The organism is Pseudomonas sp. WJP1, from assembly GCF_028471945.1.
In the GTDB taxonomy this organism is placed as follows: domain Bacteria; phylum Pseudomonadota; class Gammaproteobacteria; order Pseudomonadales; family Pseudomonadaceae; genus Aquipseudomonas.
Genome location: NZ_CP110128.1, coordinates 5,183,615 through 5,197,614 on the forward strand (window position 1 = coordinate 5,183,615; position 14,000 = coordinate 5,197,614).

Genomic DNA, 14,000 nt, shown 5'->3' on the forward strand with positions numbered 1-14,000 from the left:
CTCGATAAGGGCCTGCAAGTTGCCATAACGACAGATCGAGGGGGAAGCAGCAAATTGTTGGGTGAATGTGAAGGCCCCCTGTAGGAGCCAGGCTTGCCGGCGAACCAGACGCCGCAGTGTACCTGCTACACGTGAAGGGGCCAGCAAAGCCACCACCCAATCCCAGATTAATGAACTCTCAACCGCTCAAACCAGTCAGCTATTAAGGTCCTCGATGTAACCCGGAGCCCCGCGCCAATGCCCGACCATCACCCGGAACGCCAAAGCCCCATCGACGCCCACGGCATCATCGGCGACATGCGCAGCGCCGCGCTGGTCAATGACAAGGGCAGCGTGGATTTTTTCTGCTGGCCGGAGTTCGACAGCCCGTCGATTTTTTGTTCGCTGCTGGACACCCCCGAGGCCGGTATTTTCCAGCTGTCCCCGGACTTGCCGGACGCTCGCCGCGAGCAAATCTACCTGCCCGACACCAACGTGCTGCAAACCCGCTGGCTCAGTGACCGTGCCGTGGTGGAGATCACCGACCTGCTGCCCATCGGCGACACCGAAGACAACCTGCCGGTGCTGATGCGTCGGGTCCGGGTAGTCAGCGGCCAAGCGACGTTTCAAATGCGCTGCGCCGTGCGTCACGACTACGCGCGGGTCCGCACCCTCGCCCGCCTGGATGAACAGGACGTGATCTTCGAGGCCGCGGATCAGCCGTCCCTGCGCCTGGCGGCGGACCAGCCGTTGCGCGTTGACGGGCAGGCAGCCGTCGCCGAATTCACCCTGGAGCAGGACCAGACCGCCGAGTTCCTGCTGGGCGCTATCGACGATCCACGCTTCAAGGAAAAAGGCGCCACGCTATGCCTGGAACGCACGCTGAAGTTCTGGCGCGACTGGATCGGCCTGTCCAACTACCGGGGACGCTGGCGGGAAATGGTCAACCGCTCGGCCCTGGCCATGAAGCTTTTGACTTCGCGCAAACATGGCGCAATCCTCGCCGCGGCGACCTTTGGCCTGCCCGAGACCCTCGGCGGCGAACGCAACTGGGATTACCGCTACACCTGGATCCGCGACGCGTCCTTCACCGTCTATGCCTTCATGCGCCTGGGTTTCACCGAAGAGGCCAACGCCTACATGCGCTGGTTGCGCGGACGCGTCAGCGACTGTCGTGGCCAACCAATGAAACTCAATATCCTGTATGGCATCGACGGTCGCCAGGAACTACCGGAGATCGAGCTCTCGCACCTGTCCGGCCACGGCGGCGCCACGCCGGTGCGCATCGGCAACCTGGCGTATGCGCAGGTCCAGCTGGATATCTTCGGCGAACTGCTGGACGCGGTGTACCTGGTCAACAAATACGGCGAAGCGATTTCCCACGAAGGCTGGAAGCACACCGTGGAAGTGGTCGATCAGGTGTGCGAAACCTGGCAGCAGGAGGACGTCGGCATCTGGGAAATGCGCGGCGAACAGCACCACTTCCTGCACTCGCGATTGATGTGCTGGGTCGCCCTGGACCGGGCGATCCGTCTCGCCTCGAAACGCTCGCTCCCCGCGCCGTTCGCCCGCTGGGACCAGACACGCCAGGAGATCTACACCGACATCTGGGAAAACTTCTGGAACGACGAACGCGGGCACTTCGTGCAGCACATCGGCGGCACCGGCCTCGACGGTTCGATGCTGCTGATGCCGCTGGTGCGTTTCGTCAGCGCCAGGGACCCGCGCTGGCTCGCGACCCTCAACGCCATCGAGAAAAACCTGGTGCGCGACGGCATGGTCTACCGCTACCACAACGACGATCAACACATCGACGGCCTGCCCGGCACCGAAGGCGCCTTTGCCGCCTGCTCATTCTGGTACGTCGAATGCCTGGCCCGCGCCGGCCAGGTGGAAAAGGCCCATCTGGAATTCGAGCAACTGTTGCGCTACGCCAACCCGCTGGGGCTGTACGCCGAAGAATTCGACAGCCGCGCGCGACACATGGGCAACACGCCACAGGCGCTGACGCACCTGGCGTTAATCAGCGCGGCGTGTTTTCTGGATCGCAAATTGAGTGGGGAGAAGAGTAACTGGCAGCCGTAGGCGAAGGCGTCCTTGAAAGCGCTTTCGCCGGCAAGTCGGACCGCCGCACCGCTGGCTCCTACAAATTCGGCGTCCGGCAACGGTTTTGTGTAAGCCAGCATCCTACATTTCATAAACAAAATATGAATCCAGCACCCGGAAATACCTTGTTGCCAGCTGTTGGATCCCCACCTAACATCGCGCTCAACGGGCACAGCGGAGCTGTCCAACACAACCCGAATTCAAGGAAAAAGAATGACCCAGCGCATCCACCGCAGCATCGACCTCCCCCTTCGAACCGGCCTGAACCGCAACGAACTGTGGGACGCCCACGACAAGGGCCTGATCAAATGCTGGGAGGTCGGCCGCCAGCGCGCCGCCCGCTTCCCCGACCTCGCTTATCAATGCCTCTGCGGCGAACTGCCGGTGCTGGGCTGGAAAGGTGGCGTCAACCGCAGCCTGAAAAAACTCGAAAAATACGGCTCCCTCAAATACCTCGCCCAATGGCAGGGCTTGCGCGGGGAGGATCTGGATGTGGACTTGAAGGAAGAACGATCGCTGACCTGTTCACGGACCGGGATGGTGGTGACGTTTACACCGGATAGGGCGAAATACTTTAATCAGGTAACAGAAGTGGAAGTCTAAGGAGAGGACCATGGTCGACTTACATCAGGAGTTTCAAAACAGCGGTTTTTTCCACGAAGCACGAATTGACAGGAGATCGGCTGATGCACTAGTTGGTATCGCTGCAGGGCTCGCCGCTGACGGCAAAATCAACCTGCAAGAAGCCGAGTTTCTCAAGTCATGGATCGAAACTCATCTATGCCATCTCGGCGATCCCGTCGTGAACATTCTCTATAAACGCCTTGCAAGCATGCTGAGCGATGGTGTGTTGGACTCCGACGAGTCTGCCGAGCTACTGGATATGCTCCACCAGTTCGCAGGCCTGCCCGTGGGCTCGGAGCAAATCTGTACCACTCCTAATAGCCTTCCTCTCGATAATCCCGCCCCCGATCTGAGTTGGGCTGATCGTGTTTTCCTGTTCACCGGAGTGATGGCTTACGGCCCGCGCAAAGATTGTGAATCACTCATTGTTGAACGTGGGGGATTGATCGGTGGATCTGTCAGCAAGAAAGTCCATTATCTTGTGGTTGGCAGTATCGGCAACGATCAGTGGTTACACAGCAGCTATGGAACAAAAATCAAAAAAGCCGTTGAACTGAGGGAAAGTGGCGTTCCCATTGCAATCATCAGTGAAGATCATTGGCAAAGGGTGCTTTTCGGATAACACCCACTCAGCCGGGAGTGTCGAATGAACAATGATGTGCGGATACAACATGTCCTGACTCCTGGCCTGAACCTCGCCTATGAGGAGCACGGCCCCATCACCGGCGACCCAGTCATTTTGCTCCATGGCTTCCCCTATTCCCCGCGCGCTTACGACGAAATCGCTCCACGGCTCGCTTCAAAGGGCTACCGCGTGATCGTCCCCTATCTGCGCGGCTACGGCCCGACCCGCTTCAACAACCCCGACACCCTGCGCTCCGGTCAGCAAGCCGCCCTGGCCCAGGATTTGCTCGATCTGATGGACGTCCTTGGCATCCCGCAAGCGGCCCTTTGCGGCTACGACTGGGGTGGTCGGGCGGCGTGCATCGTGGCGGCGCTGTGGCCGGAGCGGGTTCGTTGCCTGGTGACGGGGGATGGTTACAACCTGCAGGACATTCCCCATTCAAGCCGGCCACTGGACCCGGAAACCGAGCATCGCCTCTGGTACCAGTACTATTTCCACACTCCACGGGGCGTCGCCGGCCTGACGGAGAATCGCCGGGCCCTGTGTGAATTGCTCTGGAAATTGTGGTCGCCGACCTGGGCCAAGGGTCCTGAGCTGTACCCGCTGAGCGCGCCTGCCTTCGACAACCCGGATTTTGTCGAAGTGGTGATTCACTCGTACCGGCACCGGTTCATGTATGCGTCCGGCGATCCGGCGCTGGAGTGGATGGAAGAAGCCCTGGCCCGACAGCCACTGATCAGCGTGCCGACGATTTCCCTGTGTGGTGCCGACGATGGCGTGGGCCCGGCGCCCGAGATCGACGACGACATCGAGCACTTCACCGGGCATTACGAGCGCCGGGTGCTGGCCGGTGTAGGGCACAACATTCCCGAAGAAGCGCCCGAGGCCACGCTCAAGGCATTACTGGATCTGCTGCAGCACTGACCGAAAACCGCTCGCGATAAGCCTGCGGCGTTACCCCCATGGCTCGCAGAAAACTGCGGCGCAGGGTTTCTTCGCTGCCGAATCCGCATTGCACGGCCACCCGTTTGATGGGTAAGCCGGTATCGCTGAGCAGGCGTCGTGCGGTTTCGACCCGGATCAGTTCGATGGCCCGGGCCGGGGTTTGGCCGGTGTCGGCGCGGTAGTGGCGCACGAAGCTGCGTTCGCTCATGCCGGCCTGGTTGGCCAGGGCTGGAATGCCCAGGTCCTTGTTGAGGTTTTCGCTGATCCAGGCGTGAAGTTCGTCAAAGCGGTTGCCTTCTTTCTGCAAAGACAGGGTCACGCTGAATTGCGACTGGCCGCCAGGGCGTTTCAGGAACACCACCAGTTGCCGGGCCACTTCCAGGGCCATGGTCCGACCGAGGTCGGCTTCGACCATCGCCAACGCCAGGTCGATACCGGCGGTGACGCCGGCCGAGGTCCAGACCGGACCATCATTGATGAAGATCGGATTGGGCTCGACCTGCAGCCGCGGGTGTTGCTGAGCCAGCTGTTCGCAGCGGGTCCAGTGGGTGACCACGCGCCGGCCATCGAGCCAGCCGCTGGCCGCCAGCAAAAACGCCCCGGTGCACACCGATGCCACCCGCCGGCACGTTGCCGCGTGCTCACGTACCCAACTGACCAGTGACGGGTCCTGCGCCGCCGCATAGACGCCCCAACCGCCGGCGATGATCAAGGTGTCGCTGCCCTGTTCGGGCAAGGGTTCGGCCAGCAACGCCAGGCCCGCCGACGACATCACCGCCCCGCCGCTGCTGGTTATCACCGACGGCGCATACGGTGGCGGCGAACCTTGCTGGCGGGCGATGTCATTGGCCGATGCAAACACCTGCAACGGCCCGGTGACATCGAGCACTTGCACATTGGCGAAGGCAAGCACGTGAATGGTTTTCGACATGTTGGCGTAATTCGTGGGGTGATTGGCGCATACGCCAAATCCTAGGCGCCTACAGTCAAGGCGTCCACCCACTTCAGGAGAAAAACACCATGACCTTGCAGATCGGTTTTCTGTTGTTTCCACAGGTGCAGCAACTCGACCTTACCGGCCCTTACGACGTTCTGGCGTCGCTGCCGGATGTGAAGGTGCATCTGATCTGGAAGGACCTGATGCCCATCACCGCCAGCACCGGGCTGGTGCTCAAGCCGACCGTGACTTTCGACGACTGCCCGGCGCTGGATGTGATTTGCGTACCCGGTGGCAGCGGGGTCGGGCCGTTGATGGAGGATGAGTCAACGCTGGCGTTCATCAAGGCCCAGGCCGCCAATGCGCGCTATGTGACGTCGGTGTGCACCGGTGCGCTGGTGCTCGGTGCGGCGGGCCTGCTCAAGGGTAAACGCGCCACCACTCACTGGGCATATCACGAATTGCTGGCGCCGCTGGGGGCGATTGCGGTGGCGGATCGGGTGGTGCGCGACGGCAATCTGCTGACCGGTGGCGGGATTACTGCAGGCATTGATTTTGCCCTGACCCTGGCCGCTGAGCTGTTCGATCAGGACACTGCTGAGTTGGTGCAACTGCAACTGGAATACGCGCCTGCGCCGCCATTCCAGGCCGGTAGCCCGAAAACGGCGCCCGCCCGCGTGCTGGAGGAAGCTCGCCAACGTGCCGCCAGTTCATTGAAACTGCGCGCGCAAATCACCGAGCGGGCGGCGACGAAACTCGGCTGACAAATGAATGACTGGCTGCGCGAACCCGTGTTCAAGCAGCCAGGTGTTTTCTGACGCCCACAAAAAAACCCGCCGAAGCGGGTTCTTCCAAGACCATTACAACTCCCTGTCGTCAGCATTCCATGCAAATGGTCGATCATCCATGATCCTGAGAGCACTCCCTGTGTCTCAGTGGATGGGGCCAGAATACGCATCGGATCCAATATGTAACAGAGGACATAGTTGTAACCGCGTGTAAGATATTCGCTATAGCTGCCCTTCGCAAACGCTCTGGGATGCGTTTAAGCAGGGATCTGCCTTCACTCATTCCCCCGCTCGCGGGCCTTGGCGTTTTCGACGAGAAATTGTTCCAGTCGGCTCAATTGCTCTTCCCAGCCACGGCTGTCCATGTAATACGCTTCCTTCTGGCGTATGTCGGGAATGTGAGCGAAGCCTGACTCGGAAACCTTGAGCAACGTGCCGTTTTCGTAATCCTGCAGTTCGAACTTGACCAGCGTGGTGGGCTCCTGGGAGTAGTCGATTTTGGGGTTCACCGCGTAGGGGTGCCAGCGAAAGGAAAACAGCTGTTGCGGCTCGACCCGCTCGACCAGCACATTCCACAACACATGTTCATAACCGGGATACGTAACCTGCCCCTGCGTCCACTCGCCGGCGATGAACCGCCGGCCTTCAAGCGCAACGCCGAACCACTGACCGAACGCCTCGGCATCCACCAAAGCGCGCCACACATGGGCGCGGGGCGACTTGAGCATGATTTTGCGTTCAAAACTGTTGGGTACTGGTTTCATACGTCACCTCCTGTAATGAACAACAGTAGGCCTCTAAGACAACATGTCCAGCCCGAAAGTTGTATCAAGCCGCTGTCCGTTGTCGAAATCGCAGCATTTGGATCGCTACACTGCCCCCAATTCCCCTGTCACAGCGAGTCTTCCCCATGTACTCACGCTTCCTTCTGGTACTGACACCTTTGCTGTTCACTCCCCTGGCCCAGGCCGCCGACTGCGACAACGCCAGCGACCAGGTCACGATGAACCAGTGCGCCGCGCAGCAGCATGCGGCGGCGGACAAGGAGTTGAATGCGCTTTACCAGCAGATCACTACACGTTTGAAGGGCAATCCCGACAGCAAGAAACTGCTGGTGGGTGCGCAGCGTTCGTGGATTGCGTTTCGCGATGCCGAGTGCAAGTTTTCAGCGTCGGGGGTAGAGGGTGGGAGTGTTTATCCGCTGATCTACGGCAATTGCGTGACCGAATTGACCAAGGCGCGGGTGGAGACGTTCAAGACTTACCTGAAGTGCCAGGAGGGGGATTTGGGGTGTCCGGTGCCGGGGGTTTGATTTTATAGTGTTCTGGCGGGCCTCATCGCTGGCAAGCCAGCTCCCACAAGATTCGTGTCGTACACAATACCTGTGGGAGCTGGCTTGCCAGCGATGGCGTCAGCAATTACCGCACAAAAATCTGCGCAGTCGTAATCGCCATATCCCCACCCGGCAGCTTGATCTTGCCCACCTGCTTCAAGCTGTCGGCATCAAAGATCGCCACATCGTTGAAGGTGCCGGCCAGGTAGATCTTGCTGCCGTCCTTGTTGAAGGAAATGCAGTAGTAGGAGTGATCAAGCGTCGCCGCCTGGAGCATTTTCTTCTCCTTGATGTCGTACTTGGCCAGGCGGTTGAGCACGCCAAACATCAGGTTCGGGTCTTTGGGCGAGCGCATGCCGCTGAAGTAGATCTCCGTCAGGGGGCCGAAATCGGTGGTTTCGGTCTTGCCGGTCTTCAGGTCGACACTGAACAGGCCGTACAGATATTCCGCGGTGGCCGGGTCCTGCTTCTTGTCCTTGAATTTCGCCGCGGTGTAGAGCAGCGAGAAATCATGCCGGTAGGTCTGCTGGTTCCACACGTAGAGCACGTCCGGCGCGCTGTAGTTTGGGCGTTTCCAGTGACGGCTGGGGATCAGCACGTCGAACTTGCCGGTTTGCACATTGACCTTGTAGATATCCGCCCCGGCCACGTACAGCGTGCCGTCGTCACCGCTCTGCATGATGGTCAGCTGGCGAGGCGCCGGAAAACTGCGCACCGGCTTGGCGTCCATGCCGGCGTCGGTCTTGTACACGTCTAACCGTGGCTGCTGCACTTCGTAGCGATCGTTCATCATCAGCGTTGGATTGGCGACGGTGTACAGCTCCTTGCCGTCATGGCTGACGGTGAAGGCGAACATGGACTTGGCTTTCTCTCCCGGTTTTTGCGTGATGCTGGCGTGGAACACCTGCTTGCAGCTGTCCAGCTCGACGCCGTAGACATCCGCGTAGTGGTTGTTCAGCACGTAGGCGGTCTTGCGGTCCGGCGACAATTGCACGCTGCCAGGACCGAAGGCGTCGGGCATCTTGCAGGTCTTGTACAAGGTGTCGGTGGCCAGGTCGATCACGTGCAGGTTGTTCGGGTAATTGGTGGTCAACATGTATTCGTGACCGTCTTGCAGCGCGGTGTTTTCATCGGCCAGAACAGCGAGCGAAAACGTACTCAGGACGGCGAACGCGGCCAGGCCGCAGGCTTTGATGCTGTGCATGCTGGAATCCTTCTTGTTATCTGATCACTTGTCTTTCGGGAAGACAGTGCCGAGGTTTCGCCAGTTGTCGTTGGACGCCTGGGCATCCTTGTTCCAGTCCGGGTAGGTGCTCATCATGTCCGGCACCTGGGCCGGCCACCAGCACGGATCGGAGCAGCCATACAGGTCAGCTTCCATCGGCTGGCACAGCGACGACACACCGCCAAACGCATCGATTTCCCAGCCCGGGTCGGTGGTCGAGGCACAGCCCGCCACGGAGCTCATGGCGACCACTTCTTCAATGCGGTTTTCATCCGCGGCCTGATCCAGCTTCAACGCTTTGTTATTGATTGCCTTGAGATGTTTCATATCAGTGAGCCTTGCGCGGAGTGATGTAGCTGCTGATGAACGCAGGGTTATTGGCCATGATCCGGGTGTAGACCTCGATGCCGAAGTCGACCCAGTCACGCATCAATTCGCAGTAGTGATAGGTCGGGTGCGTCGGGTCGCCGTAGCGGGCGTAGCTCTCGTGGTAGCAGCCGCCGGAGCACAGGTTGCGGATCTGGCAGTCTTCGCAGCCGGTGTTGGTGCGGTCCAGGCGCTGGGACAGGAAGTCGTTCAACTCCACCTGTTTCACGCCGCTGTGCACGTTGCCGAAGGTCGGCAGGCTCGAACCGGTGAAGCGGTGGCAAAGGTTCAGCTCACCCTTGTGATCCACCGCCAGCATCTTCAGGCCCGCGCCGCATGGCAGGGCTTTCTTGTGGCCTTCGTGGATGTCGGTGATCAGCTGGTGCAGGTTGGAGAAACCGATGTTGCGGTGCTCCAAAGCGGCTTCCAGATAACGCCGACCCAGGGCCTTCATGTTGGCGAACACCTGCACCAGTTCATCGCTGGTGAGGTTGAAGCTGCTGATGTCGCCGGAGGTCACCGGGGCAAAGCCGACTTCGGCGAAACCCAGTTCATTGAACAGGTGATCCCAGATGGTTTCGACGTCGGTGACGCCGGTGGTCAGGGTAACCCGCGCGCCGACCGGACGGCTGTTGTAGCGCGACAGCAGCATCTCGGCCTTGCGCCGCACCACGTCGTAGGTGCCCTGCCCGCCCACGGTGATGCGGTTGCGGTCGTGCACGGTTTTCGGCCCGTCGATGCTCACCGACAAGCCAAAGCGGTGGGCGTTGAGGTAGTCCACGGTCTCTTCGGTGAGCAGCGTGGCGTTGGTGGTCATGACGAACTCGACGAATTTGCCGGCCTCGCGAAAACGCTTCTCGCAGTAGTCGACCATGTACTCGATCAGCTTGCGGTTGCTCAGCGGTTCGCCGCCGAAGAACACCACGGTGAAACGCTCTTCGTCCGGCGACTCGCGCAGCAGCATTTCCACCGAAGCAATCGCCGTTTCGACATCCATCTTCTTGCCCGCCGACGGCTTGTCGAGGTCTTCCTTGTAGCAATACGTGCAGCTCAGGTTGCAGCCGGTGTTGACGTTGAGCACCACGGTGTTGATCGCCGTGCGCTCGACCCGCTTGGTGGCGATGTCCGGGGTCAGCGGCGAGCCGTCGCTGACCAGTTCCAGGGCCATCAGCTCGCGCAGGGTCTCGGTGATTTCCTCGCCGTTGAAACGCGCGGCGAGGCGCTGGATCAGGTCGTCCGACGAACAGCCCGGGCCGCGCAAGGTATCGATGATGGTGCCCGTCAGTTCATCGCTGGCGAACAGCGAACTGCTGGGGATGTGAAACAGCATGCGGTCGGCATCGACCTGCACTTCGTGCAGGTTGCGTTCGACCAGATTCAAGATAGCGCCCATTGCCAACCTCCTGTGCAGGCCCCGGTTTCAGGGGCTTGCGATCATTCCGAAAAAGTGTCTGAAGCTCTGGCGTTCAGTTCACTCATGGAATGGGTGGATTGTTCCAGCGTTGCACGGTCACGATCATGTGGCCTTCGCCGGTCAGGGATTTCCCTGCGTCGTCGACGGCGGCGATCACCTTGAGGTTGCCGGCATTGTTGGTGGACATTTTGCGCGCCGGGTTCGGCCCGGCATCGCCCGGGGTGAACACGCCCGCGTCGGCCTGCATGGTGCCGGCGAACTTGACGTCTTCATCTTCCTTGGCACGGTCATCGAAGGCCTCGACCTTCCACTGCGCCGGGAACACGCCGATGCGATACGGCTTGCCGTCAGCGCCCTTGCCCCAGGCTTCGGCATCGAAACGGCCCTGGACTTTCGGTGTCGAACCACCGCCCTCGCCGATCCGCGCCACCGAGAATTCCGGCACGACCTTGACCTGGTCGATCTTGCTGTAGACCGACAGGCTCGGGCCTTTTAGCGTGCCGACGGTGACCGCGTGCAAGCCCGGCTGGGCATTGGCGGCGGCCTTGATTTTGACCTTGATTCGCTCCGGGCTCTGCTCGACGACTTCGAGCACTTCCACGCCTTTGCCGAAGTTCGGCTTGCCGCTCAGGCCGCTGCCGATCAGGGTGACTTCGCTTTCGCTGCCGGCCTTCACATAACCCGGCTGCACCGCCAGCAAGCGCTGGGAACCCTGCTTGGCGGCGACGAAGTCCAGACCGCGTTCATCGTGCTCGGCCTCGAACATCCGGCCCTGCATCGCGTTGCCTTGGGCGGCGAACACCTGGCGCATGGTCACGCCGTCGATGCTGACATTGCCGCGCCATTCGTAGCCGGTATAGAGAATCGCGCTGCCGTCGCCGTTGAACGGCGTGCCATCGGCGTATTGGCCTTTGACGCTGACCTTGAAGGTGTCGCTGCCGTCGGCGCTTACGCTCATGACGCCGGCCAGTTCGCCTTTGCCCGGCAAGTGACCGCTGAAGCTCCAGTCACCCACCAGCGCCTCGCTTTTGGGCGCCGTGCCAAGCCATTTTTTCCAGGCCGGGTTGTCCAGCGGGTAGCGCTTGGCCAACAGCGGCACCATCTCTTTGCGGGCCAGATCGAACCAGTCGCGGTCGCGGGACAGTGCCTGGTATTCCAGGGACGGCCATTGGCCGAGGTGGAAGTTCACCAGACGCTCCCACTCCTGCGCCGGACGCCGTTGCAGGGCGACCCGCGCACCGGAGTGGCAGCGGCCGCACATCTGGCTGTGCTGGTCGTCGAACTGCTCGACAGTGTTGAGCCGGCGCTCCAGCGCATAACGCACGCCATCGGTTTCGCTCGGCGCCAGGCCCTGGGTGTCGGCCAGGTATTTAACCAGCGTGCGGCGATCCTCATCGCTGATCTGCAGGCCGTGCATGGTCTGCATCCGCGCGATGCTCATCAGCCAGCCTTCCGGCGTCTTGCGCTGGTGGCTGATGCGGCTCAGGGCGTTATCAGCTTCGGGGGTATGACAGCCCTGACAGGTTTCCTTGAGGATGGTCTGGGCGTCGCGGGCTGCCAGGCTGTAAGGCGAATGCAGCGCCACACAAGCGGCCACGGCCAGCAGACTGGCACTCAGGCCTGATCGGAGTTTTCTCTTCATCAACGTCGAACCTCGCACGGTGCTTTCTTATTTTTGTGGCTTATCGTTTTTTGGGTTTCTGCCGCCGGCGGCAAGCCGCTGACGGAGGCAGGAGAAACGTCTGCGATGAGCAATACACGGAGCGTGCCAGCTTACGAATAGTGTTTTTTATCAATCGTTTAGGTGAAATACAGGGTGATTGGCGACTGCTAAACCTGACGTCCCGCGTCTAATATCGCGACATCTGTTGCACTCTGAGACAAGCATAGATCTCTGTAGGAGCGAGGCTTACCCGCGAAGCAGTCACCGCGGTTTATCAGTAGAACCGCGTTATCGTTCTTCGCGGGCAAGCCTCGCTCCTACAGAGGGGGTGTTGCGGATGTCTCACGCCGTCGCAAATTGCGACGTTTGTCGATGTCATTGCGATTAGGAAAAGGGCCGCCAAACCCGTCGAATCAAGCCCTCGCCGCAAAAAAACGCTTCTGGCACAGCCATTGCGAAAGACCTCGGCACACGAACAAGACGAGGTTTCATCATGTCGCTTCCCAACCTGCTTCCCGCCACTTCGGCCTTTATCCAGCGCGCCCCGCGCATGCTCATCGGTGGCGACTGGGTCGAGGCCGCCGACAGCCAGACCATGCCCTTGCACAACCCCGCCACCGGCGAAGTGCTGTGCGTGGTGCCACGGGCCACACCGGAAGATGTCGACCGCGCCGTCCTCGCCGCCCGCCAGGCGTTCGATGACTCGGCCTGGACTCGCACCCGTCCCCGGGAGCGGCAGAACCTGTTGTGGAAGCTGGCCGACCTGATGCAGCGCGATGCCGAACTGCTGGCGCAGCTGGAATGCCTGAACAACGGCAAAAGCGCCGCCGTGGCGCAAGTGATGGACGTGCAGTTGTCCATCGACTTCCTGCGCTACATGGCCGGTTGGGCGACCAAGATCGAAGGCTCCACGGTCGACGTGTCAGCGCCGCTGATGCCCAACGACCAGTTCCACAGTTTCATCCGTCGCGAAGCGGTGGGTGTGGTCGGCGCCATCGTCGCCTGGAACTTCCCGCTGCTGCTGGCCTGCTGGAAACTCGGCCCGGCCCTGGCCACCGGTTGCACCGTGGTGCTCAAGCCCGCCGACGAAACCCCGCTCACCGCATTGAAACTCGCCGAGCTGGTCCTTGAGGCCGGTTACCCCGAGGGCGTGTTCAACGTGGTCACCGGCACCGGCATCACCGCAGGCTCCGCACTGACTCAAAACCCGCTGGTGGACAAGCTGACCTTCACCGGCTCCACCGCCGTGGGCAAGCAGATCGGCAAGATCGCCATGGATTCCATGACCCGGGTCACCCTGGAACTGGGCGGCAAATCGCCGACCATCGTGATGGCCGATGCCGACTTGAAAACCGCGGCCGCCGGTGCCGCCAGCGCGATTTTCTTCAACCAGGGCCAGGTCTGCTGCGCCGGCTCGCGCCTGTATGTGCAGCGCAAGCATTTCGACAATGTGGTGGCGGACATCAGCGATATCGCCAACGCCATGAAACTGGGTAATGGCCTGGACCCAAGCGTCGAGATGGGCCCGTTGATTTCCGCGCGCCAGCAGGCGCGGGTCTACGGCTACATCGAAAAGGGTCGCGAAAGCGGCGCGACCATCGCCTGCGGTGGCGAGCAGTTCGGGCCGGGCTTTTTCGTCAAGCCGACGGTGATCGTCGACGTCGATCAAAAACATTCGCTGGTGCAGGAAGAAATCTTCGGCCCGGTGCTGGTGGCGATTCCCTTCGATGACGAAGCCGATGCGCTGCGCATGGCCAATGACAGCCCTTATGGGCTGGGCGCGAGCATCTGGTCCAATGACCTGGCGGCGGTGCACCGGATGATCCCGCGGATCAAGTCCGGTTCAGTGTGGGTCAACTGCCACAGTGCCCTGGATCCGGCGTTGCCTTTTGGTGGCTACAAGATGTCGGGGGTCGGGCGCGAGATGGGGTATGCGGCGATCGAGCATTACACCGAGTTGAAGTCGGTGTTGATCAAGTTGTAATTTGCGGCGAC

At 60.8% G+C, this 14,000-nt stretch carries 13 protein-coding genes; 7 read left to right on the forward strand and 6 right to left on the reverse strand.

Annotated features, from left to right (window positions below; all coding sequences use genetic code 11):
- Positions 1 to 237: 237 nt before the first annotated feature.
- The 4 genes from OH720_RS23265 to OH720_RS23280 all read left to right on the forward strand — a co-directional run bounded on the left by OH720_RS23265 (position 238) and on the right by OH720_RS23280 (position 4,258).
- Positions 238 to 2,064, forward strand: coding sequence for a glycoside hydrolase family 15 protein (locus tag OH720_RS23265; protein ID WP_272603065.1), 1,827 nt, complete (start codon positions 238 to 240; stop codon positions 2,062 to 2,064).
- A gap of 234 nt (positions 2,065 to 2,298) precedes the next feature.
- The gene (locus OH720_RS23270; protein WP_272603066.1) at positions 2,299 to 2,688 is read left to right on the forward strand and encodes a hypothetical protein; all 390 of its coding nucleotides are present in this window, start codon (positions 2,299 to 2,301) and stop codon (positions 2,686 to 2,688) included.
- Positions 2,689 to 2,698: 10 nt separating this feature from the next.
- On the forward strand, positions 2,699 to 3,331 hold the full coding sequence (locus OH720_RS23275) for a BRCT domain-containing protein (RefSeq protein WP_272603067.1): 633 nt from the start codon (positions 2,699 to 2,701) through the stop codon (positions 3,329 to 3,331).
- A gap of 24 nt (positions 3,332 to 3,355) precedes the next feature.
- Entirely contained in the window at positions 3,356 to 4,258 is a 903-nt protein-coding gene (locus OH720_RS23280) for an alpha/beta fold hydrolase (protein ID WP_272603068.1), read from the forward strand.
- Here the strand turns inward: OH720_RS23280 and OH720_RS23285 are convergent.
- Positions 4,227 to 5,210 carry a GlxA family transcriptional regulator gene (locus tag OH720_RS23285; RefSeq protein WP_272603069.1) on the reverse strand — a complete coding sequence of 328 codons (984 nt, stop codon included), beginning with the start codon at positions 5,208 to 5,210 and terminating at the stop codon, positions 4,227 to 4,229. The genes OH720_RS23280 and OH720_RS23285 overlap by 32 nt on opposite strands.
- 89 nt (positions 5,211 to 5,299) lie before the next feature.
- On the opposite strand from OH720_RS23285, the gene inhA reads away from it, so the two are divergent.
- Positions 5,300 to 5,980 carry an isonitrile hydratase gene (gene inhA / locus OH720_RS23290; RefSeq protein ID WP_272603070.1) on the forward strand — a complete coding sequence of 227 codons (681 nt, stop codon included), beginning with the start codon at positions 5,300 to 5,302 and terminating at the stop codon, positions 5,978 to 5,980.
- A gap of 299 nt (positions 5,981 to 6,279) precedes the next feature.
- Here inhA and OH720_RS23295 read toward each other — a convergent pair whose 3' ends face one another.
- Positions 6,280 to 6,768, reverse strand: a complete 489-nt coding sequence (locus OH720_RS23295; RefSeq protein WP_272603071.1) for an SRPBCC family protein — start codon at positions 6,766 to 6,768, stop codon at positions 6,280 to 6,282.
- A gap of 146 nt (positions 6,769 to 6,914) precedes the next feature.
- Between OH720_RS23295 and OH720_RS23300 the strand changes: the two genes are divergently transcribed.
- Complete coding sequence (locus OH720_RS23300) at positions 6,915 to 7,316, forward strand: lysozyme inhibitor LprI family protein (RefSeq protein WP_272603072.1); 402 nt, start codon at positions 6,915 to 6,917, stop codon at positions 7,314 to 7,316.
- A gap of 106 nt (positions 7,317 to 7,422) precedes the next feature.
- Here OH720_RS23300 and peaD read toward each other — a convergent pair whose 3' ends face one another.
- From peaD to peaA, 4 genes are all read right to left on the reverse strand, one after another.
- Positions 7,423 to 8,541: a quinohemoprotein amine dehydrogenase subunit beta gene (gene peaD / locus OH720_RS23305; protein WP_272603073.1), complete on the reverse strand. Its 1,119-nt coding sequence runs from the start codon at positions 8,539 to 8,541 to the stop codon at positions 7,423 to 7,425.
- Between the two features lie 24 nt (positions 8,542 to 8,565).
- The gene (gene qhpC / locus OH720_RS23310) at positions 8,566 to 8,889 is read right to left on the reverse strand and encodes a quinohemoprotein amine dehydrogenase subunit gamma (RefSeq protein WP_008016081.1); all 324 of its coding nucleotides are present in this window, start codon (positions 8,887 to 8,889) and stop codon (positions 8,566 to 8,568) included.
- Between the two features lies 1 nt (position 8,890).
- A complete protein-coding gene (gene peaB / locus OH720_RS23315; protein WP_008056152.1) occupies positions 8,891 to 10,321 on the reverse strand; it encodes a quinohemoprotein amine dehydrogenase maturation protein in 1,431 nt (476 codons plus the stop codon).
- An 82-nt stretch (positions 10,322 to 10,403) separates the two neighbouring features.
- Positions 10,404 to 11,984: a quinohemoprotein amine dehydrogenase subunit alpha gene (gene peaA, locus OH720_RS23320; RefSeq protein WP_272603074.1), complete on the reverse strand. Its 1,581-nt coding sequence runs from the start codon at positions 11,982 to 11,984 to the stop codon at positions 10,404 to 10,406.
- Between the two features lie 514 nt (positions 11,985 to 12,498).
- Between peaA and OH720_RS23325 the strand changes: the two genes are divergently transcribed.
- Entirely contained in the window at positions 12,499 to 13,989 is a 1,491-nt protein-coding gene (locus OH720_RS23325; protein WP_272603075.1) for an aldehyde dehydrogenase family protein, read from the forward strand.
- The last annotated feature ends 11 nt before the right edge of the window (positions 13,990 to 14,000 follow it).

Excerpts from the sequence above, each read along its gene's own strand:
- OH720_RS23265 (WP_272603065.1), top strand. The coding sequence starts at position 238 with ATGCCCGACCATCACCCGGAACGCCAAAGCCCCATCGACGCCCACGGC.
- OH720_RS23270 (WP_272603066.1), top strand. The coding sequence starts at position 2,299 with ATGACCCAGCGCATCCACCGCAGCATCGACCTCCCCCTTCGAACCGGC.
- OH720_RS23275 (WP_272603067.1), top strand. The coding sequence starts at position 2,699 with ATGGTCGACTTACATCAGGAGTTTCAAAACAGCGGTTTTTTCCACGAA.
- OH720_RS23280 (WP_272603068.1), top strand. The coding sequence starts at position 3,356 with ATGAACAATGATGTGCGGATACAACATGTCCTGACTCCTGGCCTGAAC.
- OH720_RS23285 (WP_272603069.1), bottom strand. The coding sequence starts at position 5,210 with ATGTCGAAAACCATTCACGTGCTTGCCTTCGCCAATGTGCAAGTGCTC.
- inhA (WP_272603070.1), top strand. The coding sequence starts at position 5,300 with ATGACCTTGCAGATCGGTTTTCTGTTGTTTCCACAGGTGCAGCAACTC.
- OH720_RS23295 (WP_272603071.1), bottom strand. The coding sequence starts at position 6,768 with ATGAAACCAGTACCCAACAGTTTTGAACGCAAAATCATGCTCAAGTCG.
- OH720_RS23300 (WP_272603072.1), top strand. The coding sequence starts at position 6,915 with ATGTACTCACGCTTCCTTCTGGTACTGACACCTTTGCTGTTCACTCCC.
- peaD (WP_272603073.1), bottom strand. The coding sequence starts at position 8,541 with ATGCACAGCATCAAAGCCTGCGGCCTGGCCGCGTTCGCCGTCCTGAGT.
- qhpC (WP_008016081.1), bottom strand. The coding sequence starts at position 8,889 with ATGAAACATCTCAAGGCAATCAATAACAAAGCGTTGAAGCTGGATCAG.
- peaB (WP_008056152.1), bottom strand. The coding sequence starts at position 10,321 with ATGGGCGCTATCTTGAATCTGGTCGAACGCAACCTGCACGAAGTGCAG.
- peaA (WP_272603074.1), bottom strand. The coding sequence starts at position 11,984 with ATGAAGAGAAAACTCCGATCAGGCCTGAGTGCCAGTCTGCTGGCCGTG.
- OH720_RS23325 (WP_272603075.1), top strand. The coding sequence starts at position 12,499 with ATGTCGCTTCCCAACCTGCTTCCCGCCACTTCGGCCTTTATCCAGCGC.